This window comes from Patescibacteria group bacterium (genome assembly GCA_041653535.1).
GTDB lineage: Bacteria > Patescibacteriota > Patescibacteriia > JACRDY01 > JACRDY01 > JBAZFH01.
In genome coordinates, this window is sequence record JBAZFH010000003.1 from 50501 (window position 1) to 72591 (window position 22091).

At 39.4% G+C, this 22091-nt stretch carries 24 protein-coding genes, 3 tRNA genes and 1 pseudogene; 20 read left to right on the forward strand and 8 right to left on the reverse strand.

Going from position 1 to position 22091, the window contains the following annotated elements; translation table 11 throughout:
• Nucleotides 1-3: 3 nt before the first annotated feature.
• The gene (locus WC310_03790) at nt 4-396 is read left to right on the forward strand and encodes a septum formation initiator family protein (GenBank protein ID MFA5358913.1); all 393 of its coding nucleotides are present in this window, start codon (nt 4-6) and stop codon (nt 394-396) included.
• Nucleotides 397-423: 27 nt separating this feature from the next.
• A complete protein-coding gene (locus WC310_03795) occupies nt 424-1476 on the forward strand; it encodes a peptidylprolyl isomerase (protein ID MFA5358914.1) in 1053 nt (350 codons plus the stop codon).
• Between the two features lie 115 nt (nt 1477-1591).
• On the opposite strand, the gene WC310_03800 is transcribed toward WC310_03795, so the two are convergent.
• A tRNA-Thr gene (locus WC310_03800) sits at nt 1592-1664 on the reverse strand.
• 73 nt (nt 1665-1737) lie between these two features.
• Nucleotides 1738-1812: transfer RNA gene (locus tag WC310_03805), tRNA-Gly, on the reverse strand.
• Between the two features lie 51 nt (nt 1813-1863).
• Between WC310_03805 and WC310_03810 the strand changes: the two genes are divergently transcribed.
• The 11 genes from WC310_03810 (at nt 1864) to thiI (ending at nt 9734) form a co-directional block, all read left to right on the forward strand.
• Nucleotides 1864-2655 (forward strand): septal ring lytic transglycosylase RlpA family protein, encoded by a 792-nt coding sequence (locus tag WC310_03810; protein MFA5358915.1) that lies wholly within the window; start codon nt 1864-1866, stop codon nt 2653-2655.
• A complete protein-coding gene (gene ftsE, locus WC310_03815; GenBank protein MFA5358916.1) occupies nt 2652-3332 on the forward strand; it encodes a cell division ATP-binding protein FtsE in 681 nt (226 codons plus the stop codon). Before WC310_03810 ends, ftsE begins: the two co-directional genes overlap by 4 nt.
• An 8-nt stretch (nt 3333-3340) precedes the next feature.
• Nucleotides 3341-4252, forward strand: a complete 912-nt coding sequence (locus WC310_03820; GenBank protein ID MFA5358917.1) for a permease-like cell division protein FtsX — start codon at nt 3341-3343, stop codon at nt 4250-4252.
• A gap of 135 nt (nt 4253-4387) precedes the next feature.
• Nucleotides 4388-4462 (forward strand) — tRNA-Gln (locus WC310_03825).
• 87 nt (nt 4463-4549) lie between these two features.
• Nucleotides 4550-5242: a trypsin-like peptidase domain-containing protein gene (locus WC310_03830; GenBank protein ID MFA5358918.1), complete on the forward strand. Its 693-nt coding sequence runs from the start codon at nt 4550-4552 to the stop codon at nt 5240-5242.
• Between the two features lie 387 nt (nt 5243-5629).
• Nucleotides 5630-6139: a hypothetical protein gene (locus tag WC310_03835; GenBank protein ID MFA5358919.1), complete on the forward strand. Its 510-nt coding sequence runs from the start codon at nt 5630-5632 to the stop codon at nt 6137-6139.
• 4 nt (nt 6140-6143) lie between these two features.
• On the forward strand, nt 6144-6689 hold the full coding sequence (locus WC310_03840; GenBank protein MFA5358920.1) for a hypothetical protein: 546 nt from the start codon (nt 6144-6146) through the stop codon (nt 6687-6689).
• An 8-nt stretch (nt 6690-6697) separates the two neighbouring features.
• A complete protein-coding gene (locus tag WC310_03845; GenBank protein MFA5358921.1) occupies nt 6698-6892 on the forward strand; it encodes a YwbE family protein in 195 nt (64 codons plus the stop codon).
• A 4-nt stretch (nt 6893-6896) separates the two neighbouring features.
• Nucleotides 6897-7154 (forward strand): hypothetical protein, encoded by a 258-nt coding sequence (locus WC310_03850; protein MFA5358922.1) that lies wholly within the window; start codon nt 6897-6899, stop codon nt 7152-7154.
• Between the two features lie 27 nt (nt 7155-7181).
• Nucleotides 7182-8546, forward strand: a complete 1365-nt coding sequence (locus WC310_03855; protein ID MFA5358923.1) for an MBL fold metallo-hydrolase — start codon at nt 7182-7184, stop codon at nt 8544-8546.
• A gap of 6 nt (nt 8547-8552) precedes the next feature.
• Entirely contained in the window at nt 8553-9734 is a 1182-nt protein-coding gene (gene thiI / locus WC310_03860) for a tRNA uracil 4-sulfurtransferase ThiI (GenBank protein ID MFA5358924.1), read from the forward strand.
• Between the two features lie 40 nt (nt 9735-9774).
• Here the strand turns inward: thiI and WC310_03865 are convergent, their stop codons facing one another.
• Together WC310_03865 and gyrB are read right to left on the reverse strand one after the other, a co-directional pair.
• A complete protein-coding gene (locus WC310_03865; protein ID MFA5358925.1) occupies nt 9775-10461 on the reverse strand; it encodes a hypothetical protein in 687 nt (228 codons plus the stop codon).
• Between the two features lie 103 nt (nt 10462-10564).
• Nucleotides 10565-12676 carry a DNA topoisomerase (ATP-hydrolyzing) subunit B gene (gene gyrB / locus WC310_03870; protein MFA5358926.1) on the reverse strand — a complete coding sequence of 704 codons (2112 nt, stop codon included), beginning with the start codon at nt 12674-12676 and terminating at the stop codon, nt 10565-10567.
• 321 nt (nt 12677-12997) lie between these two features.
• Between gyrB and WC310_03875 the strand changes: the two genes are divergently transcribed.
• The 6 genes from WC310_03875 to WC310_03900 all read left to right on the forward strand — a co-directional run bounded on the left by WC310_03875 (nt 12998) and on the right by WC310_03900 (nt 18327).
• On the forward strand, nt 12998-13942 hold the full coding sequence (locus WC310_03875; protein ID MFA5358927.1) for a hypothetical protein: 945 nt from the start codon (nt 12998-13000) through the stop codon (nt 13940-13942).
• A 200-nt stretch (nt 13943-14142) separates the two neighbouring features.
• On the forward strand, nt 14143-15039 hold the full coding sequence (locus tag WC310_03880) for a hypothetical protein (GenBank protein ID MFA5358928.1): 897 nt from the start codon (nt 14143-14145) through the stop codon (nt 15037-15039).
• A 3-nt stretch (nt 15040-15042) separates the two neighbouring features.
• The gene (gene rodA, locus WC310_03885) at nt 15043-16134 is read left to right on the forward strand and encodes a rod shape-determining protein RodA (GenBank protein ID MFA5358929.1); all 1092 of its coding nucleotides are present in this window, start codon (nt 15043-15045) and stop codon (nt 16132-16134) included.
• Between the two features lie 102 nt (nt 16135-16236).
• Nucleotides 16237-16587, forward strand: coding sequence for a hypothetical protein (locus WC310_03890; GenBank protein ID MFA5358930.1), 351 nt, complete (start codon nt 16237-16239; stop codon nt 16585-16587).
• 55 nt (nt 16588-16642) lie between these two features.
• Nucleotides 16643-17275: a 50S ribosomal protein L25 gene (locus tag WC310_03895; protein ID MFA5358931.1), complete on the forward strand. Its 633-nt coding sequence runs from the start codon at nt 16643-16645 to the stop codon at nt 17273-17275.
• Nucleotides 17276-17283: 8 nt separating this feature from the next.
• Complete coding sequence (locus WC310_03900; protein MFA5358932.1) at nt 17284-18327, forward strand: DUF3048 domain-containing protein; 1044 nt, start codon at nt 17284-17286, stop codon at nt 18325-18327.
• On the opposite strand, the gene prmC is transcribed toward WC310_03900, so the two are convergent.
• From prmC to WC310_03920, 4 genes and pseudogenes are all read right to left on the reverse strand, one after another.
• Nucleotides 18324-19190 (reverse strand): peptide chain release factor N(5)-glutamine methyltransferase, encoded by an 867-nt coding sequence (gene prmC / locus WC310_03905; protein MFA5358933.1) that lies wholly within the window; start codon nt 19188-19190, stop codon nt 18324-18326. The two genes, WC310_03900 and prmC, sit on opposite strands and share 4 nt — an antisense overlap.
• 69 nt (nt 19191-19259) lie before the next feature.
• The gene (prfA, locus tag WC310_03910; GenBank protein MFA5358934.1) at nt 19260-20309 is read right to left on the reverse strand and encodes a peptide chain release factor 1; all 1050 of its coding nucleotides are present in this window, start codon (nt 20307-20309) and stop codon (nt 19260-19262) included.
• Between the two features lie 194 nt (nt 20310-20503).
• Nucleotides 20504-20692 (reverse strand): annotated as a pseudogene (gene rpmE, locus WC310_03915) (50S ribosomal protein L31).
• 121 nt (nt 20693-20813) lie between these two features.
• A complete protein-coding gene (locus tag WC310_03920; GenBank protein ID MFA5358935.1) occupies nt 20814-21260 on the reverse strand; it encodes a hypothetical protein in 447 nt (148 codons plus the stop codon).
• Between the two features lie 133 nt (nt 21261-21393).
• Between WC310_03920 and WC310_03925 the strand changes: the two genes are divergently transcribed.
• Entirely contained in the window at nt 21394-22086 is a 693-nt protein-coding gene (locus WC310_03925; protein MFA5358936.1) for a TetR/AcrR family transcriptional regulator, read from the forward strand.
• Nucleotides 22087-22091: the final 5 nt, after the last annotated feature.

The window sequence follows — 22091 nt, forward strand, 5'->3', positions numbered from 1 at the left end:
TAAATGGGTATGAAAAATTGGTCACGCCGCATACTGACATCAAAATGGTTTTTGGTCGTTTGTTTATTATTTTTAATATTTTTATCATATTCCTTTATTAGAGAGTTTTCTCGTCGTTATTATCTTCAAAAACAGGTAAATGCTCTAGAGGAACAAGTAAATAAAATCGAAAAAGAAAATCAGGAATTTTCTCAGTTAATAGAATATTTTGACACACAAAACTTTACCGAAGAAGAGGCAAGGGTAAAAATGGGACTAAAAAAACCGGGAGAAGAGGTTGTGGTCATAAATCAATCAGGTAAAAACGAAGTTAATAATCAAGAACAAGACGGTTTTGCCGGTCTTTCCAATCCGTCAAAATGGTGGTATTATTTTTTTAAACAAAACAAGTCTTAAATCAAATAATAATAAATAAACAATAGTATGATCAAAAAGAAAAATGTCCTTAAAAAAGAGGATATGAAGTCGATAAAATCCGCAGAAACAAAAGATGAGGAGATGACTAGTCCCGAGGTTGTCGGCAGCGACAATGATTTTTCGTTTCGTGGGTTATTTCGTAAGAAATTTATTATCGGTTTGGTTATTGGTTTAGTGGTGGCTTTGGCGATTGTTGTGGCGGCAGCGTCTTTTATGTTCTATGGCAATCCGGGAAAATATTTGGTTTTAGAAAAAATTGCCGCAGCGTTTCATTTTCCTATGGCTAAGGCTAATGGACAATATATCGCTTATTCTGATTTTTATAATGAGTATAAGATTTTAAATCACTATTACAATCAACAAGTGAAGCTTGGAGCTATTTCCGCCAATCAAGTGCCACCAGATAGTCAAAATCGTAAAGATCTTGAAGAGCAGTTAATAAGTAAAACATTAATAGAACAACTAGCTCGTAAATATAAAATAGTTGTTACTGATATAGAAATCGAGCAGAGTTGGACAAAAGATGTATTACCTTACTTTGATAATGATGAGAAGAAGGCAGAAGAAAAAATCAAAGAAGATTATAATATGTCTGTCAGCGAGTTTAAGGAAAAAATGATCAGAGAAAATTTGCTTTATAATAAGGTTGATGAAATAGCGGAGATGGATCCCGATGTTCAGGAATTTACCCGTGTTCGAGCCGAGGGTGTTTTGAAAGAGGTTAAAGATGGTAAGCAGGATTTTGCTGCTTTAGTCAAACAGTACAGCGACGACACCGGCACTAAGGCAAACGGTGGTGATTTGGACTGGTTCGGTAAGGGTCAGATGGTTTCCGGTTTTGAAGAAGCCGCGTTTAAATTGCAGCCAGGTGAAATTAGCGATTTAGTAAAAACCATTTACGGATACCATATTATTAAGGTGGCTGAAAAAAAAGGTTCTGCTGAAGGCGGTGATGAACAAATAAAAGCCAGTCATATTTTGATTAAGCCAAGTCTGGCGACATATCTTCAGGAGGTTAAGGATTCAGATAGTATTAAGCGATATATTGATTTCAAATAAAAATTGTTAATACTAAAAAAGCCGCCTCATTCTATCGAGACGGCTTTCACTGGTTTTGGAGTCACCTATTGGGTTTGAACCCACGACTTGCAGTTTATCCGTCTGCCAAAGCCTCAGCCCACGGCCGGAGTTGAACCGGCAACCTACGGTTTACGATACCGTTGCTCTGCCAATTGAGCTACATGGGCTTAGGTTATGGCGGTCGGGCGATACTGTTACTTTGTCAATCGAATTAAGGTGACCGGCAAAAATAGTGAATTATGGAGCGGGAGACGGGGATCGAACCCGCGACCTTCTGCTTGGGAAGCAGACATTCTACCACTGAACTACTCCCGCGAACAATAGATTGCACCCGTGAAATAGGTGCCTAAATTATATAGATTTAAGATGAAAAAATCAATATCACTTATATTATTAATGATTGTTTTGCTTTGCGGTTTTCCGGGGAAAATATATAGCCAGGACGCATCGGTCGATGTTAGCGAAGACGGAATAAGTATCTATTCATCTATAATTGATCCGATCTTAAAGAAAAGACAACACGTCGTCGCTTTGCCTGACGATGGGTTTTATCTAGAAATTAGCAACAGTGCTTTTAAAAAATCCACCGAGATTGTGATAAAAAAGCGAAAAGAAATTTTGTATCAGTTGCCGGAAAATTTTGTAGCACTAAGCGATTTTTGGGAGTATGATATAGTTGGAAAGAATGAATATGACAAAAAGACAGCTATTTTATTTCGTCTTGATAGTGCCAAAAGTGACTATTTGAAAAAAATTATATTTTGGAACGGAAAAAGCTGGCAGGAATTGCCGAGTAAGATCGTAGATATAGAATCGGGAAAGGTGGAGGCAAAGGCGTATTTACCTTTCCTTCGTTTTTTGGTCGTAGCCGACATGACAAAAATATCTCAGGGACAAGCGAGTTGGTATCGTTATAAAAGTTGTTTATGCGCGGCTTCACCTGATTATCCTAAAGGAAGTATTTTGCGGGTAACTAATATTGAAAATAGTAAATCGGTGGAAGTAAAAGTAAACGATTTTGGTCCGGACAGATCCGTGCATCCAGACAGGGTGATCGATCTTGATCTGGTGGCTTTTGGGAAAATAGCAAAAAAAGGAGCTGGGCTGGTTAGCGTTTTGGTTGAACCGATAAAGGTTAATACAAAAAATAAATTATGATCAAGTTTAAAAATATTAGCAAAAGTTATCCGGGTAACATATTGGCGGTAAAAAACATCAACCTTCATATTAAGCCGAAAGAGTTTGTTTCTATCGTTGGTCAGAGTGGCACCGGTAAAACAACTTTAGTTCGTTTGCTGATAGCCGAAGAAACACCTGATCGAGGAGAGATAACGGTTGGTGGCTGGAACATCACTGATATTAAGCGCAGTGAAGTGCCGTTTTTGCGCCGGCAGATCGGAGTGGTTTTTCAAGACTACAAACTTTTGCCGCAAAAAACCGCTTATGAAAATGTCGCTTTTGCGCTAGAGGTTTGCGGTACTCCAACTAAACGTATTCATACGGTTGTTCCGCAAGTGTTGCGGATAGTGGGATTGGAAGGAAAGGGCGGTCGTTATCCGAAACAATTATCCGGCGGTGAAGCGCAACGCGTGGCGATCGCTCGAGCGTTGGTGCATCGGCCGAAGATTTTAGTTGCTGACGAACCGACGGGCAACCTCGATACGATTAATACTAGGGAAATTGCCGATTTACTTTTAAAAATTAATGAATTTGGTACTACTGTTTTGTTGGTTACTCACGACAGGGAAGTGGTTAACTATGTTAAACGCAGGGTGATAACCATGGAAAACGGGGAAGTGATTGGCGACCAACATAGCGGTAAATACGTATTATAAATTTTTTTATGTCTTTTATCTATCGCATCATCAAATTTGCCGTTCAGGATTTTTACCGCAATATTTGGCTGTCAGTAGTTACTATCAGTATTTTGATTTTGACCCTGCTTTCCATTAATGTTTTAGTGGTTTTTAACAATCTGGCTAACACCGCTGCGGCAATTATCGAAAGCAAGGTTGATGTCAGTATTTATTTTAAACCAAACACTTCCATTGATGACATAAACAAGGTGAAAAGCTATATCATGGATTTGTCGGAGGTGGACAGTGTAGAATTTGTTTCCCAAGACGATGCCTTGGCGAGATTTAAAGAAACTCACAAAGACAATTCAACCATTTTAGAGGCGATTGACGAACTGGGAGATAATCCTTTGGGGGCTACGCTTAAGATCAGGGCTAACAAAATAGAAAATTATCCCGTGATTCTAAGCGCTCTTGATAAGCCGGAGTTTAACCAGTCTATTACCAGTAAAAACTACGAAGATCGGCAGGAAATGATCAGTAAAATTTCTTATTGGACTAAAACCGGAGAAAAAGTGGCGTTTATATTTATATTGATTTTTGTTTTGATTTCGGCGTTGATTGTTTTTAACACAGTCAGGGTGGCGATTTATACTCATCGAGAGGAAATCGGTATCGAAAAACTGGTCGGAGCGACCAACTGGTTTGTTCGTTTGCCGTTTATTTTGGAGAGTGTTATTTTTAGTTTTGTCAGTTGCGTGATTACTATTGTTATTATTTATCCGTTGCTCGGTTTTATTCAGCCGCATTTAGCGCAGTTTTTTTCTTCCAGTAGTTTTGATATTATCGGTTATTTTAATAACAATTTTATTGTTATTTTCGGCGCTGAGTTTTTGGCGATTTGCATGTTGAACACCGCAGCCAGTCTAATGGCGGTAGGAAAGTATTTAAGAGTGTAATCGTTATCTCTTGACTTTAGGTTCTAATCCGTATAAAATAATTACTAATTATTAATTAGTAATTATTAATTAATGCGTTGCAGGCGGGCAAACTGTAAGGTACTATTGTTGATTTGTAATTAATAATTGTTTCGTTGGGGAGTCGCCAAGCGGTAAGGCACCGCCCTTTGGAGGCGGCATTCGAAGGTTCGAATCCTTCCTCCCCAGCCATAAATTATAATTTTAGTTGTAAATAATGATTTTTGATGTTAAACTCTATAGAGACAGTGAAACTTGGTAGGGAATTTAAATTTAGATATGAATTACGTTAGCGTCATAAATAATGTTAAGAATAGTATAGCTTTTATTGCTACCCTTGATGCCAATAACAAACCAATGGGTACGGGTAGCGGTTTTATTTTTTCAAAGAAGGGAATATTAGTCACATGCAACCATGTTATAAAGGGATCAAATACTATATTTATAAAATTTGATGGAGGCGAATTTATTCCTGCTAAGGTTGTGATAAAGGATGAAGAGCACGACTTAGCTTTGTTGAAGTTTGAAGGAACAACTGAACCATTACTACCTTCTAATATAACTAAGGTCGAAGAGGGGTTGGAGGTTTTATTTGCAGGTTACCCTCTGAGCTTGCAGAATTTAACTACACATCAAGGTATAATTTCGGCAATAACAAAAGATCTGTCGGGAATAACGACCTATTTAATAGACGGTACTGTAAATTCTGGTAACAGTGGTTGTCCATTATTGGATATCGACGGTGGGGTGTTGGGTATTGTTAACGCAAAAAGGAGGGAACAGTCTGATCTACTGTCGAAAGTCGAAGATATGAGAGTCGGTGCCGTTTCGCTTCATGGCATAGATCTTGTTAAGATTTATGGGGCGATAATAAATAATTTACAACTAGGAATCGGATATGCTATACCGGTAAAATATATTCCTGAGCATAAAGAGATTGTTGAACCTGTTAATTCTAAAAACGATAAATAATTTAAATTTATGTATATATTTAGATCGGATGGTAATTATGTAGGCTTTATTTACAACAATAATGTTTTTTCCCGTGACGGGGTTTATTTGGGGTGGGTGGAAAATAATTTAGTGTGGGACTATCAAGGGAATTTTAAAGGACAGATATTTAAAATAAACGGCAATGATTATATATTAAAAAACTCCTTCTCTATACCACCAATTCCAAGGATCCCCAAAGTTTCTCCCGTACCGCCCGTTCCTCCGGTGCCCCCAGTTAATATTTTACCCATATCGTTACCTATAGGGTTAGTTGATTCTTTCTAATCTATAGTTTTATAAAAATATCGCCAACCTGGCGATTTTTTGTTATAATAGTTATATTCTAAGAAATAAGATTTTTATTATATGAGAAAGTTTTTTGCCGTGTTTGGTGCGGTTTTTGTAAGTTTTTTGGTCGGGGCGAAGGCTTTGGCTGTCTGCCCTGTTTGTACCGTGACTGTTGGCGTTGGTATTGAGCTTTCGCGTTGGTGCGGAGTGGACGATAGTATTATAGGACTGTGGGTTGGAGGATTGATCGTATCAATGATTTTTTGGACTATTGGTTGGCTGAATAGAAAAAATATTCGTTTTATCGGCAAAAAAATAATCACGGTATTGTTTTATTATCTTATTATTGTTATCCCTCTCTACTACAAAGGTGTTTTTGACAAGCCGTGCAGCGATCTTTGGGGACTAAATAAAATGGTGGTTGGCATTACTCTTGGTAGTATTTTATTTTTTTCCGGAGTAATGCTTTATGAATATTTAAAGAAAAGAAACGGCGGCAAGGCTTATTTTCCTTTTCAGAAGGTAGTGATGCCGATTTTGCCGTTAATTATTTTGAGTGTGGTATTTTATTTTATAATTTCTAGATAAAAATATGATTGAGGGTCAAGAAAACAGTTTGGTAAAAAATCTGAACGAGTTAATCGAAAAAGTCGATACTATGAAAAAGAAAGACAAACTTGATTTGTCCTCGGATCAAGATTTGTCGATAGCGATTATGAATTTGGTTAGTATTGAAGAGCATTTCTTTTTTACCGGCGCTAAATTGGGCAAGCCGGAGTATTTTGACTTGCTGCAAGAGGTCAGGCAGATGAGAGGTGATTTGCTGCGCAAGATTGTCAAAAATCCCGAAGGCGAACAGTGGTGTATTTCCAAACATTTGCTCGCCGCTTCGATGCGTTTGATGGAAGTCGGTACTAAACAGCACAAGATGGGTAATAAAGACGAAGCGCTGGAATTGTTTCAAAAAGCTTACGATTTGTATTCTCTTTTTTGGGGGATTAACATGAACGTGGTTAAGACTGATGATTTACAGAAAATTGACGGCGAAGCTCTGGATAAGCACGATAAAGAACGTAAAGGTTTTATGGGTAAACTCGGCGAACTGGTAAAAAAAGCGATCGATTGTTGTATCGAGTAGTAATATCTATGGTCGATGGAACTAATAGAAAAATTATAAAACCAGGAATAAAAGTTTTGATAGTACTTAAAGAAGATCAGCCAACGGGGAAATTGACTCTTGGCGTGGTTAAAGACATTTTAACTAGTAAAACCATTCATCCTCGAGGCATTAAAGTTCGTCTGACTAACGGTTTAGTGGGTAGGGTGCAGGAAATATTATAAACATATGGCGGTATTATTTAAAATTTGCGGCGTTATTGGTTTAGTAGGAATTATCATCGGTGTTTTGGTGAAAAATGAAAAAAGACAAGACTGGTTTTTTGTTTTTGGCGGAGCCTTTTTACTTGCTTATAGCGGTTATTTGCGTGATGTTATATTTATTGTTTTGCAGATTGTATTTATTTTAGTGGCGCTGGCTGAGCTGGTAAAACTCAGCCGTCATCGTGGTATTTGGAAAAGAGTAAAAGACAAAGTAAGGAGCTGAGCTTTTTTGTTTTATAACTTATAGTGTATGAAGATATCTTTTTATGGTGCTTGCGGCGAGGTAACCGGCTCTTGCTATTTAGTGCAAACTGAGCAGAGCCGTTTTTTAGTTGATTGCGGGATGTTTCAAGGGGGTAAGTTTGCAGAAGACAAAAATTTTGAACCATTCGGCTTTGATCCCAAAAGCATTGATTTTGTCGTTTTGACGCATGTTCATATGGATCATATTGGTCGTCTGCCCCGGCTTTATAAAGAAGGTTTTCGCGGTAAGATTTATAGCACAGAGCCAACGGCTGATTTTGCCAGGATCATGCTGTTAGACTCGGCTAGGGTGATTTTTGAAGAAGCGCTTGCCAATAACGCCCTGCCTCTTTATTTAGATAAATATGTTAATGAGTTAATGAAGCAATTTGTCGCATTGTCGTATCGTAAACAAGAAAATATTTCCGCGGATATTAAAATAACAATGCGTGATGCCGGTCATATTTTAGGATCGGCGATTGTTGAAATAGTTGTCGCTGATAAAGCTGGCGATAAAAAAATTGTTTTCTCTGGAGATTTGGGCAATCCGCCGGCGCCTTTAGTGGAAGATACGGAATTCATCTCTGGTGCTGATTATGTGGTTATGGAGTCGACTTATGGCGGTATTATTCATGAACCGGCAGAAATGCGTATAAAAATGCTTCATAATGCGGTTGTTGAGTCTGTGGGTAAGGGTGGAGTGCTGATGATTCCCGCTTTTGCCCTGGAACGGACGCAGGAAGTCTTGTATGAAATGAATTATTTAGTGGAAAATAAAAAAGTTCCCCCAGTGTCTATGTTTGTTGATAGTCCATTAGCTATTTCCGCGACGGATATCTATAAAAAATATGTCGCGATGTATGATAAAGAGTCGCGAGCGTTAATTGAGGCGGGGGATGATTTATTTAATTTTCGCGGTCTGGTTTATACAAAAACCAGAGAGGAGTCAAAGAAAATCAACCAGATATTAGCGCCAAAAATAATATTGGCCGGCAGCGGCATGTGTACCGGTGGGCGAATAGTTTATCATTTGCAGCGCTATCTGGGAAGTCCGCAAAATCATCTTTTGATTATAGGCTATCAAGTAGAAGGGTCGCTGGGTCGCAAACTTTTAGATGGAGCTAAGGTGGTGGAAATAGGTACGGAAAAAATAGAAGTTAAGGCAAAAGTGTCGGCAATTGGTGCTTATTCTTCTCATGCCGATCAGCCAAAATTATTACACTGGGTGAAAATGATGAGCGCGCCAAAACCCAAAAAGGTATTTGTTGTTCATGGCGAGGAAAAACGCAGATCAATGCTTGTCGACGGGTTGAGGCAGAAACTGGGAATCGACGCGGTAATGCCAAGATACGGAGAGAGTTTTGATTTATAATTTTTTATGCGTCAAGCTTTTATCATTCACTATAACGAGATTGCCCTCAAGGGCGGCAATCGTGATTATTTTGAAAAAAAATTAATTACTAATATCAAAAGGTCTTTAACCGAGGTCGGGGATGTTAAAATCAAAAAACTTTACGGTCGGATTTTGGTACTTTTTGGCGGTGAAATAAACGGAGAAGTTATTGCTCGAAAGTTATCTCAAATTTTTGGCATTGCCAATTACGGGTCAGTATTTATTTCCGATGTTAGTCTTAAACTGGGTAAAGACGTTATTGAGCCGTTAGCCAAAGAAATTATAATTTTAATCAAAGACAAGCAGTTTGAAAATTTTGCCGTAACGGTCAAACGAGGAGATAAAAAATTTCCTTTGCACTCGCCACAAGTCGAAAAAGAAATCGGCGGATATATTTATGAACAAATGCAAAGAGAAAAAAGGGTTAAGCTTAAAAATCCCGAGTTAGAAATTTTTATTGAGATTGTTGAAAAAGATATTTTTATTTATTTTGATAAAATTTCCGGTGCTGGCGGATTGCCGGCTGGATCAAGCGGCAGAGGGCTGTGTTTGATATCTTCCGGGTTTGATTCTCCGGTCGCCGCTTACAAAATGGCTAGGCGCGGAGTGATTGTAGATTTTTTGCACTTTCACAGCTATCCCCATACCAGTCGCGCTTCTTTGGATAATGTTAAACGTATCGTCGAAGTTTTAAATAGTTATCAATATGACGGTCGGTTGTTTACCTCTGCTTTCGGTGATTTTCAGAAAAAAGTAGTGATGTCTGCGCCGGCTAAACTACGGGTAGTACTTTATCGTCGGATGATGTTGCGAGTGGCGCAAGAACTTGCTCGTAAGCTAAAAATAAAAATATTAATTACCGGTGATAGTGTTGGTCAGGTGGCATCTCAGACGATAGATAATATTACGGCTGTTTCTGCTGCGGTTGATATGCCGATATTGCGACCACTCTGCGGAGACGATAAGCAAGATATCGTTAATTTGGCAGTCAAGATAGGCACTCATGATATTTCCGCTCAGCCGTATGATGACTGCTGTTCGATGTTTGTACCGCCAAATCCCGAGACTCACGCGCGAATAGCAGAAGTTGAGGCGGCGGAAAAAGGGCTGGAGATAGAGAAATTAACAAAAGATATTGTCGATAATATCAAAGAAGAAAAAATATAAAAATAAAAAAGGTAACGACGGCACGTTACCTTTTTGATGTTTAGGCGGTGATTTTTTTGACGATGGTCGATCCTTCCTTAAGCGGAGTAAAATACAGAGCAATGTTCCAGCGACGGCAGTTTTCTGCTAGAGCATCAAATTGAACAGCGTCATGATGTCTGTCGTTGGTCCAAATACGGGTTTGCAAATCTTTATCCCATGCTTTTTCCACCAATCCAACTGCTGTTTTACTAAATTTTGGCGTCAATGAAGTCCTGATTATCAAAAATAAAGCATTGGCATTAGCCAAGATTTTGAATTTAGGAAGTATCGGGGCGTCTTTGTCTAGCAGTTGGATGATGTCTTGCGGGCTAAAAGGCTTGAAGTCCATATGGGTGTGAATATTTCCGATTGATTGACGTTTGTGGTTGTTCGCCTGTATTATTATTTCTTCAATTACAGTTAGTCCCGACAGACTATCTTGATACCACGAAAGGGAAACTTCTCTTTCCGATCCCAGGGTGTCTTGATTGTCAATTAGTATTTTTCGTTGCAAAAAATTTCCACCGATATGTATTACCCTGCCTCTTTCGCGGTGGTCTGTTTTTTGTTGTCGCCAGGACATTTCTTGGGCAATTTGACCAATCAGACCAAGGTTGATTTGTCCGGGCAGCGTTTCAACGTTTTTGGGAATCTTTTTACCCCTTAGGTCTTTTAAAAATTTAATGAACTGTTCATATGACCACATTACGTCCTCCTTGTAATGTTTTTGTTGATTTTTAAAGTTATCAAAAAAGACCGATTTGGTCAAATCGTCGGTCTTTTTTTAGATAGGCAGATTTTTAATATTTTTAAACGTCTAGGTTTTTGACACTCTTAGCGTGAGTTTGGATAAAGCGTTTGCGCGGACCGACTTCTGATCCCATTAAAATATCGAAAGTTTCGTCAGCTAAAGCGGCATTATCGATAGTAACTTTTTTCATCACGCGCGTCTCGGGGCTCATAGTGGTTGACCAAAGTTGTTCCGGGTTCATCTCGCCCAAACCTTTGTAGCGCTGGACATTGATTTTGGGCGCGGCTTTAAACTTGCCGCCGGTATTTTCCGTCTGCTCTTCGGCGGTAGTTTCATCTTCATTATTATCTTCCGCGCCTTCTACCACTTCAACTTCTTTGCCCTTGGTTAATTCTTTAATTTTGGCGTCCTTGTCTTCATCGGTAAATACCCAGTGAACATCTTTGCCGACTTTGATCGAGTAGAGCGGCGGTTGAGCGATAAATAGATGACCCTGATTTATAATATCCGGAAAATAGCGATAAAATAATGTTAGCAGCAGCGTGCGGATATGAGCGCCGTCTACGTCAGCATCAGTCATAATAATAATTCTGTTATAGCGAAGCTTTTCTATATCAAACTGTTCGCCAAAATTTGTGCCTATGGCGATAATTAAAGACTTTAGTTCGTTATTAGCCAGCATTTTGTCGATGCGAGCTCGTTCAACGTTTAGAATTTTGCCGCGTAAAGGCAAAATAGCCTGAAATTCGCGATTGCGACCCTGTTTTGCCGAACCGCCGGCGGAATCTCCTTCGACGATGTAAAGCTCTGATTCCGAGGCGTTACGTGAAGAGCAATCAGCGAGTTTTCCCGGCAAGGTCAGACCTTCTAGTGCCCCTTTGCGCAATACCGTTTCTCTGGCGGCGCGAGCAGCCAATCTGGCTCGAGAGGCAAGTAAGCATTTACCCAGGATCGCTTCAGCATCTTTTGGGTTTTCTTCCAAAAAAATGGCGAAATGCTCGTTCATCACTGCTTCAACAGCGGTACGAGCCTCGACGTTTCCCAGCTTGGCTTTCGTTTGTCCTTCAAACTGCGGTTCGGGAAGTTTGATCGATACAACTGCCGTCAGCCCTTCACGAACGTCTTCGCCCGTAAGATTGTCGTCTTTTTCTTTTAAGATACCTTTATTTCTAGCATAGCTGTTGAGTGTCCTGGTGATGGCGGTGCGAAAGCCTACCAGATGCATGCCGCCTTCCGGGTTATAGATGTTGTTGGCAAACGGTAGCACTATTTCTTGAAAATCTTCGGCATAACGCAGCGCCACTTCTACTTGGATTTTATCAACTTCCTTGTCAATATAAAAAATGTTTTCATGTTTTGCTTCTTTGTTGATATTTAGATGTTTAACATAAGAAGCGATGCCGCCTTCGAAATAGAAAGTATAATGTCCCGCAGGGAGCAAAATGTCTTTAGCAAATTTTTTGGAGTAATATTTTATCTGCTCACGATCGTCGATAATGGTAATCATTACGCCTTTGGTCAGGTAGGCTTGTTGACGCAGATGGTCGATGACGGTTTTGAGATCGAATTTGGTTACAGAAAATATTTCCGCATCGGGGCGAAAGGTGATAGTGGTGCCGGTTTCTTTGGTTTTGCCTGTGGGGCGGACGTTTTTTACCGGTTTACCACGACGATATTCTTGTTCCCAGATTTTGCCATCACGTCTTACCTCGGCTTTCATCCATTCAGAAAGGGCGTTAACTACGGAAACGCCGACACCGTGCAAACCGCCGGATACTTTATAGCCACCTTCGCCAAACTTACCTCCGGCATGGAGTTTGGTTAAAACAGTTTCCAAAGCTGATTTTTTTGTTACCTTATGAGTGTCAACTGGGATACCGCGACCATTATCGGTAATAGCAGCTACGTCAGCTCCGTCCTTATCTTTAAAAAGACGCAACGTGATGTGGTTGGCGTATCCACCCATAGCTTCGTCAATAGAGTTGTCGACAACTTCCCAGAGCATGTGATGCAGTCCGGCTTCGGCAGTATTGCCGATATACATGCCTGGTCTTTTTCGTACCGGGTCAAGACCTTCTAGAACGGTAATCTGATCAGCACCATAGGCAGTGCTTTTTGGTTTGTTTTCCTTGGCTTTTTTAGAAATTTTAGTATTTTCCTTTTGCGGCATATGGTAGTGTTTTTATTAAAAATTACGTTATTATTTTAGCATAATTTTATCCTTTTTTCCACTTTTTATGGTGTTTTAATTTATCTAAATTTAGACGAAAAAACAGTGTGGATAAGATGGTATTAATAGTTGGTTAAACAATAGTCGTTTGCAGTGATTCAATTCAAGTGACAGACGGGGGTAAACAAACATTTTAACAAGTTAAGCACTTTACGGGAATAAAGTTTTATACTATATTTTAGTATTACCCATGTTGGGTAAACCCGGGCCTCGGGGAGGGGCAAAATTTCGGGCAACGAGCCTGAAAAAGGAGGAATGATTATGGGTTCTTTAAAAAGAGTTAAAAGTTTTGATGATCTTACACACAAGCAATGGATTGCCTTGGGTACTAAGATGGGTGGAGTGCAAAAAGTGATTGCCGTTCTTCAAGGTGATAAAAATGTTATTCTTGAAGATATTTGTGTGCTCGTGGATAAGAACGGTCGTTGCATTCCCCAGCGGGGAGTAGTAACCGCGAACGTCTGCGATCCGAGCGCTGATTATCGCTTTGAAGGTTTGACTGGCTATGTGAATTACGCAACTATTATTCTGATGTGGGAAGCGCTTTTTGAGCAGAAGGCTGGGATGACTCCGGTCGAGTTTGAACAACGCATTGAGGCAATCAAGCAGCGGGTTGCGACCTGGTCAATGGCGAGCAAACCGCAGATCGCGAATTTATTTGCCGGTCCGCACTTTCCAATAATTTTGCCGCAGTTGCCGGCTGGTGACCACGGCATTATCATCAGAAACCACATTTTACCGGTAGTGGAGCGCGCGTATTTAATGGCGTTCCACAACGGAGAATTTACCAGTAACCGGCATGAAGACCTCGCGGAAAACACGAAGATCGTGGACGAACGGCACGCGAAACTGGTCGCCGATTTGGAGCAAGGCCCGATCCCGGGCATCATGTGCTATCCGCTTCAGGGCTTCGATATTATTGCCCAGCAGCAGATGGCAGCTTTAATGCCGGATTTTATTTCGTTGGCAGGCGCCATTGAGCCGGGTGTGACCCTGGCTCTGTATCCAAAGCTTCTGGCTGGAGCTAAAACGCCCAACCAGGATTGCTCCGCGATTAGATGGCAGCCTGGTTTATTAGATCCTTCAACGCTCTTATACATCAGTCGTAGCTATCCCGATGGTGACGATGAATGCTCTTTTGATGGTCCATACAATCTTAATGATGTTTATGGTCACCATTCAGGTGGGTTCTTCGTCCGTGGATAGTATTGGTTTTTGACTTTACGTTCGCCTGCTTGGTGAACGGTCGCCACAAAAACGGTAATTCGGGGGCGTATTCGTACGCTCCCTTTTCTTTTATAAAAAATTAATACACTTAAAATCGCCAGCAGATAAATTATAAGCGAATCAACCGCAATTTTAGCTTTAATAAATTTTATGTTATAATTTAGGTATTAATCTATTTTATGAATATATCCAACCAGCAGATTAATGATTTTACGGAAAAAGAGCTGAAAATAAGCTATTGGTATGTCGCTCATCAGGCGCAAATGTTGGCGATTGTTAAAATCCTCCTCATTGCTTTATGCGTTATTTTTTGGGGTTATGTTTTTTATGGAACGATTAATTATTTTTTTATAGATCAAGTCAGGTTTGATCGGGCAATGTCGCAGCTGACTGCCGGTTACGGTACGGCGCGACTGCAGGATTTTTGGCGTCCCGTCCAACTAGAGTTGTCCGATATTAAAGTAATGTCGTCCGGCGCTAATCGTTATGATTTTCTTGTTTTTGCTTTTAACGCCAATAAAAATTGGGCGGTAGCATCAATAAAATATTATTTTACTTACAACGGACAGCAAGAGGCGGGGATAGAGCCGAAAATTTACGAAGCCTTTATTTTGCCCGGGCAGGAAAAATATTTATTTGATTTTGGAGTTGAGTTTTCCGCTCGTCCTACTAATGTTGGTTTTGAAGTAGTGAGTATTGGTTGGAAACATATTTCCAATTTTGAACAGTTAGCTGCCGAAAAATCGTTGTTTACGGTAAGTGATATACAATTTGTTGAGCCGAGCAATACTGACTCCGGGATTAACATATCAAAGACAAAATTTAAGGTACGCAATGACTCGGTTTTTAATTATTGGGAAATGGGTTTTTATATTTTACTTTATCGGGGCAGCGATTTGGCGGCGATAAATTATGTTGTTTTGCCGGGTTTGGCGTCTGGCGAAAGTCGGGAGGCGGAAACCTTGTGGTATCAAAATTTATCCACTCCGTCGAAGACAGAGGTGATTCCAGATGTTGATATTTTAAATGAAAAAGTTTTTCGTCAAATAGAGGGCGGATCCGGCGAGAAAAAATAAAATATGATTAATTTTTTTTCCAGACCCCGAGGTTTTGATTGGGTGCTTGCATTAAGCACTTTTTTGCTAATTTGTTTTGGCTTGGTGGCTATATACGGCGTAACTCTGGCGGGTGAAACGCCAAATTGGGATTTACTGACTAAACAGCTCGTGGCTTTTGGATTAGGTTTGATTTTATTTTTCATTTTTTCCAGTATTGATTATCAGATCTTGAAGAGCTATGCCCGATATTTTTATGTTTTTGGGCTGATATTAATGGCTGCCGTATTGCTTTTTGGTTCCACGATCCGCGGTACTAAAGGTTGGTTCTCTTTCGGAGTTTTAAATTTTCAGCCGGTGGAGCTGGTAAAAATAGCTGTAATTGTCATACTGGCTTATTATTTTTCTCACCGACCGCGACCGTTAAATCAATTTAAGTATTTTTTTGTCAGTGGTTTGATTGTTTTGGTACCATTTGTTCTGACTATGTTGCAGCCAGACTTTGGTTCGGCTTTAATTTTATTTTTTATTTGGTTAGGATTGATTTTTTTGATCGGTCCGCGCAAATATCAATGGCTTATTTTTATTATCGGCGGGCTGTTAACATTTGTCGTTTTGTGGGATTTTGTTTTTTTAGATTATCAAAAAGACCGCCTGACTACTTTTCTCAATCCGGCGGCAGATCCTTTGGGGTCGGGCTACAACGTTACCCAGTCGATGATCGCCATCGGTTCCGGTGGTTGGACTGGTATGGGAATTTCTTTTGGTTCTCAGTCGCAGCTGAAATTTTTGCCTGAGGCGCAAACCGATTTTGTCTTTGCGGTTATTGCCGAAGAACTGGGTTTACTAGGCGTGATATTTTTACTCACGATATTTTTATTTTTGTTTTATCGTTTGGGTCAGATCGCTAAAAAATGCCGTGACGATTTTGCTTTGTTTTTAATTTTGGGAATCATGGTTTTACTTTTTATTCAAATGATCATGAATATTGGAATGAACCTGGGTATCGCGCCGGTTACCGGCGTTACGCTACCTTTGGTTAGCTACGGCGGCAGTTCTTTGATTTTTACTTTAATGTTGTTAGGGATAGCAGAAAGCGTGAAAATAAGAAGTTAGGATAAGATGCTGAGGCTAAAAATAACAATTTAAAAATTTTGGTTTGACTGTAAGGAACTAAAATGATATAATTAAAGTATAGAAAATAATTTATTTAGAGATATGTTACCAAATAATTCACATCGTCGGTTGCCGCAGTCTTTTGATGAAAGCCTAAAGCTCGTATCGCATTGTCCGTTGTGTGATAATAGTTATAATTTTATGGAGGCGCGAGTTCTGGAAGAGAAGGAAGGGGCGAGTCTGATATATATTCGTTGTCGTAAGTGCCAGAGCGCTATTTTAGCCTTGCTTTTTAATAATCAAATGGGCATCAGTTCGGTTGGCTTGGTTACCGATCTTAATCCCGAAGAAGTGCAGAAATTTCGGCAATACAAAGAAATAAACGAAGATGATATTTTGGAAAGTCATCAGCTCTTGCAAAAAATTGATAATGTGTTAGAATTGGTAGGCTAATAATAAATAAACTAAAAAAGACTTTAAAATCAGTCTTTTTATATTATCAGATAATATGACTTTATTACTTGAAGCTAAGACCAGAGAGCAAGTCGGAAAAAATATCGGAGAAGTTAGAGACAGCGGTTTTATTCCAGCGGTTTTGTATGGACACGGTATTACTAACCAAAGTTTATCCATTGGTTATTCTCAGTTTGAAAAAATTTATAAAGAAGCGGGCGAAAGTTCTTTGGTGGATTTACAAGTTGATGGCGGAAAGACGGTTAAAGTTTTGGTTGCTGATGTCCAGTATGATGCCGTTAAACATTCTATTATTCATGCCGATCTTTACCAGGTTAAGATGGATGAAAAAATTAATGCCGCTATTCCCTTGGTGTTTTTTGGCGAATCTCCCGTGGTTAAAGAGTTGGGCGGTACTATTGTTAATAGTATTGAAGAAATTGAAGTCAAATGTTTACCAGGGGATTTAGTCAAAGAAATTCGCGTTGACATGCAGGCGCTTAAAACTTTTGAAGATAAAATTTTAGTTAAAGATTTGGAAGCTCCTTCCAATATAGAAGTGTTAACTGATCCAGAGGTTGTAGTAGCTACCGCTGTTGCTGTTCGAGAAGAAAAAGAAGAAACCCCGGTTGCTGCTCCGGCAGAAACCCCGGTTGCTGCTCCGGCAGAAGATAAAAAAACTGAATAATATTTGGCATGAAAATAAAAAGTAAAAAAAATTATTATTTTATTATTATTTTATTAACAGCGGTTGTCTTTATGATAGCCGTTGTTTTGTTTTTTATCCAAACTCCGCCAGAATTAATAACGGAAAACATAGTGCCGATCAAGATCGAACCTTGCAAAAATTTTCGTCTGATTGATGGTATTTGTGTCGAGTCTGGTAAAGAAGATATTAAACCAATTGCCGTGATGATTGAAAATCATTTTGAATCCTGGCCGCAGGCTGGTCTTGCTTCGGCGCAGCTAGTTTATGAAGCAGTAACCGAAGGGGCGATTTCTCGTTTTCTTGCCATTTATACTGACTATGAAAAAATAGAAAAAATAGGTCCAGTACGATCGGCACGTCCATATTTTATCGATTGGGCGGAGGAATACGGTGCTTTGTATTTACATTGTGGCGGCAGTGTGGCAGCGTTGGAACAAGTCAAAAAAAGTGACAGCTTGGATGATGTTAACGAATATTATGCGGGAAAATATTTTTGGCGAGATCCCGGTAAGCCCAGTCCTCATAATATTTTTACTTCAGCAAATTTTTTAAATAAGTATTTGCAAGATTATAAAATAATAAATTACGGAAACTATCAGTCTTGGGTTTTTACTGACGAGGCGTCTTGGGACCAGCGAGGGAATGATTACGGCTATATCAGTTTTAATTATTCGCCGCACAGTACTTATTTGGTAGAGTGGTTTTATGACCGGCAGGATAATATTTATTATCGGGAGCACGCTGGCGAACGTCATCAAGACGATACCGGAAAACAGATTATTGCAAAAAATATAGTTTTTCAGTTTGTTGAGACAAAAACGCTAGACAGTATCGGTCGTAAAGAGATGAAGACCGTTGGCTCGGGCAAGGCTTTGATTTTTCAAAATGGCAAATTAATAGAAGGAAAATGGAAAAAAGAAACACAAAAAGACCGGACTCGTTTTTATGATCCGGCTGAAACAGAGGTTGCTTTTGTTCGCGGCACAACCTGGATAGAAGTGGTGCCAACTGGCTGGCAAATCAACTATTAAATTATTTTTTTTAAAATTAAGACCCTGTCAAAATCACAGAGGTCTTTTTTTATGGTGGTTTTGTACCCGGGTAAATATTTAGTGCAGAGTTTTTGCAGGACTCGACCTTGATTATGTCCTATTTCCAGAAGAACGAAATTTGGTTGTTGTTTTCTTTTTGCCAGTTGGCTGAAGAATTTTTTAAATTTATCGAGTCCCTTGTCTCCGGCGTAAAGAGCGAGTGTTGGTTCAAATTTTAGACCACGAGTTTCGGTAGAGCGTAATAGGTTTTTCATTTTTTTATCAAGGTAGGGGAGGTTGGCAACGATAATATCTAGCTTAATATTTTGCAAGGGACTTAGCAGGCTCCCTCTTTTAAAAATTAGCTGCTTGGTGGTTTTGTGCTCGGCGGAATTTTTTTTGGCGACCGTTAGGGCCAGAGAGGAAATATCCGTGGCATATATTTTGGCATTGGGGGATTTTGTAGCGATAGTAATAGCAACACAACCGGAGCCAGTGCCGATGTCGGCAATAGTAATGGGTGGCTGGTAGTTGGCGTTTATAATTTTTAAGGTTTCCTCAACGAGCAGTTCGGTTTCGGGACGGGGGACCAAGACGTGGCGATTAACAATGAAATCCAGACCGTAAAATTCTTTATGACCGGTTAAATAAGCAATTGGTTCGCCCGTTTTTCTTTTGGAAATTAGAAATTGTAAATTAGAAATTTGTTTTTTGGTGAGAACCGTCTCGGGATGGATCAAGATAAATTCTTTCGGTTTTTTGAGTACATGTGCTAAAAGAATCTCGGCGTCGAGCGTGGGAGAAGATGATTTGGACTTTAGACGCTTAGTTGCGTCGTTGAGTATTTTTGAGATGTTGGACATAGAGACTGGGTATGTAGTATACGGTATACGGTATACAGGAACTTAGTCTATTTCCTATATACTGTATACTTACCCCTGCATACTTTCCTTAGCGGCTTTTTTGAGAGCATTAATTATCTCAGTAATATCGCCATCAAGCATCTTGTCGATCCCGTGCCAGCTCTCTTTGATGCGATGATCAGTGATTCTGTCCTGAGGAAAGTTGTAAGTACGGATTTTTTCACTACGATCACCAGTACCGATTTGGTTTTTGCGAGTGGCGGCTAGCTTTTTTTGTTTCTCTTCTTCTCGGGCGGCGAGTAGGCGAGAGCGCAGTACTTGCATGGCTTTTTCCCTGTTTTGTAGCTGACTGCGTTCATCTTGGCAGGAAACCACTAACCCGGTAGGTATATGAGTGATGCGGACCGCTGAATAAGTGGTGTTAACGCTTTGACCGCCGTGACCGCCGGCACAAAAAGTATCGATACGTAAATCCTTTTGATTTATTTCGACGTCAATTTCTTCGGCTTCTGGCATTACGGCTACGGTTGCAGCCGAGGTATGAATACGACCACTTTTTTCAGTTTCTGGCACACGTTGAACGCGGTGAACACCGCTTTCATATTTGAGATTGCCATAAACATTTTTGCCGTTTACTTCAAAAATTACTTCTTTATATCCGCCAATACCAATACGGCTAGCAGAAACGATCTTGGTTTTCCAAGCGTTTTTTTCAGCATAACGGCTGTACATACGAAAAAGATCAGCGGCAAAGAGAGCTGATTCGTCACCGCCCGTACCGGCACGAATTTCTATAATGATGTTTTTTTTATCCAACGGGTCGGCGGGATTGAGCAGTTCAGTTATTTGTGAATTAATCAATTTTTTTCTTTCCTGCAATTCAAAAAGGTCAGCCTGAGCCAGTTCGCTCATTTCGCTGTCGCCGCTTTTTATCAAATTTTCATTTTCGATAATCTCCCTATCTATTCCTTCTAGCTCGGTAATTTTGCCAACGACCTCTTTGAGTTCGTTGTATTTTTGGGAAATTTTTTTCATTTCTTCACGGTTATTGGCGATCGACGGATTTTGCAACTGCTGTTCTATTTCAGAATATTGGTTTTTAGCTTCTTGTATAGTCATATTATTTTTTTAACTATTTAAAAACCCGCTTCTATTCTATCACAAATAAGTCATGATAAAAACAAAGCGGGAAAATATCAAATTTACTTTTTTGATTTAACCTTCTTTTCGTTAGTTTTTTTAGCGGCGGCTTTTTTGGCGTGTTTTGTTTTTTTACTGCCTCGGGTTTGAGCAGCAGTAACAGCCCTTTCAGCGCGTTGTTTAAACTTATCGACGCGTCTAGCGGTATCGACTAATTTTTGGGTTCCAGTATAGAAGGGATGACACATAGAGCAGAGCTCGGTGTGAATCTCCTCAGTGGTCGAGCCAACGGTAAAAGTATTGCCACAGGCGCAAATTACCTTAGCATTTTTGTGATATTTGGGATGAATATCTTTTTTCATAAATTTTTAATTCTTTTGTGATCCTTGCCTTGCCAGTGGACATCTGGCCGGTCGGATTAACTGTGTTATTTCGTAAGTGGTTAAAAGTATAACACGTGATTTTTAAAAAAGCAATACTTGGTTATTTTTTGCCAGAACGTTTAAGATAAAGACTTTTTATTTCGCGAGTTAGGGCAAAAATGGTTAAAATAGCGATATAAGTGGCTGCCAGGTCGTGATTAACGTAAAGTTGCTTATCGTATGCCGCCATAGCCACAAAAACAAGCATTAATATAGTCCATGTTAAAACATAAAACTCGCCATAGCGAACTGAGCTATGAATATTGTTCCAGCGTTGAAACTCTTTAGTGCCGACATAAATGGTAAGGACCCCAATATAAATAATAGCTAGGTTGGTCGTTAGTTCTGGATGGGGATAAGCGTTTATAAATTCATAGGTAAAAACCACCATTGCAGCCATTGACCACGTATTTACCAGGACTCGCCAAATAGATGCCGGAATGAGTTCGGCAATTGTTTCTGGTAAGCTGTTTATCAAATCGGTAGTTTTTTGTAATTTTCCATTCATATTATTTTTCTTTATATTATAGTAGTAAAATTGGTTAAAAAAATCCAGTTGTCGATCCTTGACAGTGGATAGGAAAGGAGTATAATAAAAAAATACCGACCGATGGTCGGTTTCCGGCAGCAAAATAGTAAATATGGTCAATGTTAAAAAGGTAAAGAAGATAAATAAATCCGAGTTGACTCGTGATGAGCTGCTTAATATTGCCGAAAAATCTTTTGTTAAAAAAGGATATAATCAGACCAGTATTAATGATATTGTTAAGATCGTTAAAGTATCTAAAGGCGGGTTTTATCACCATTTTTCTAGTAAGGAAGAGCTGTTGTCGGGAATTCTCGATCGTCATCTGATTGGACTAAAAAAAAGTATTCAACAAATAGTGGATGATAAAAAAATTAACGGTGCGGAAAAGCTCAAGCTTTATTTTTATCAGAGTTGGGATTTTATGCGTCCCAAAAGAATGTTATTTATAGATTTATTTTACAATACTCGTGACCCATTTATTAACGATGAATTGTGTGCTAAAATCAAAAAAAACCTTGTTCCGCTTTTTATAAAGATTGTAGAGCAGGCAGCGAAGGAGGACGCGTTGGATTGTCCTTATCCGGCGGAAACAGTAGAGCTGATTATTGACGCGAGAACGACTTTGGTTAAATTGCCGCACAAGACGTTGCATGACAAAGAAGTGTTATTTCGTTATTTTGCCGCTTTTAAAAATTTGGTTGATAAATCGCTTGGTATTAAAAAAGAAATATTTGGTAAAAATATCAGTGAGGCGATATTAAAACAGGCTAGTTTTATAAATAAATATCATAAAGATAAAGAGTAAAAAGC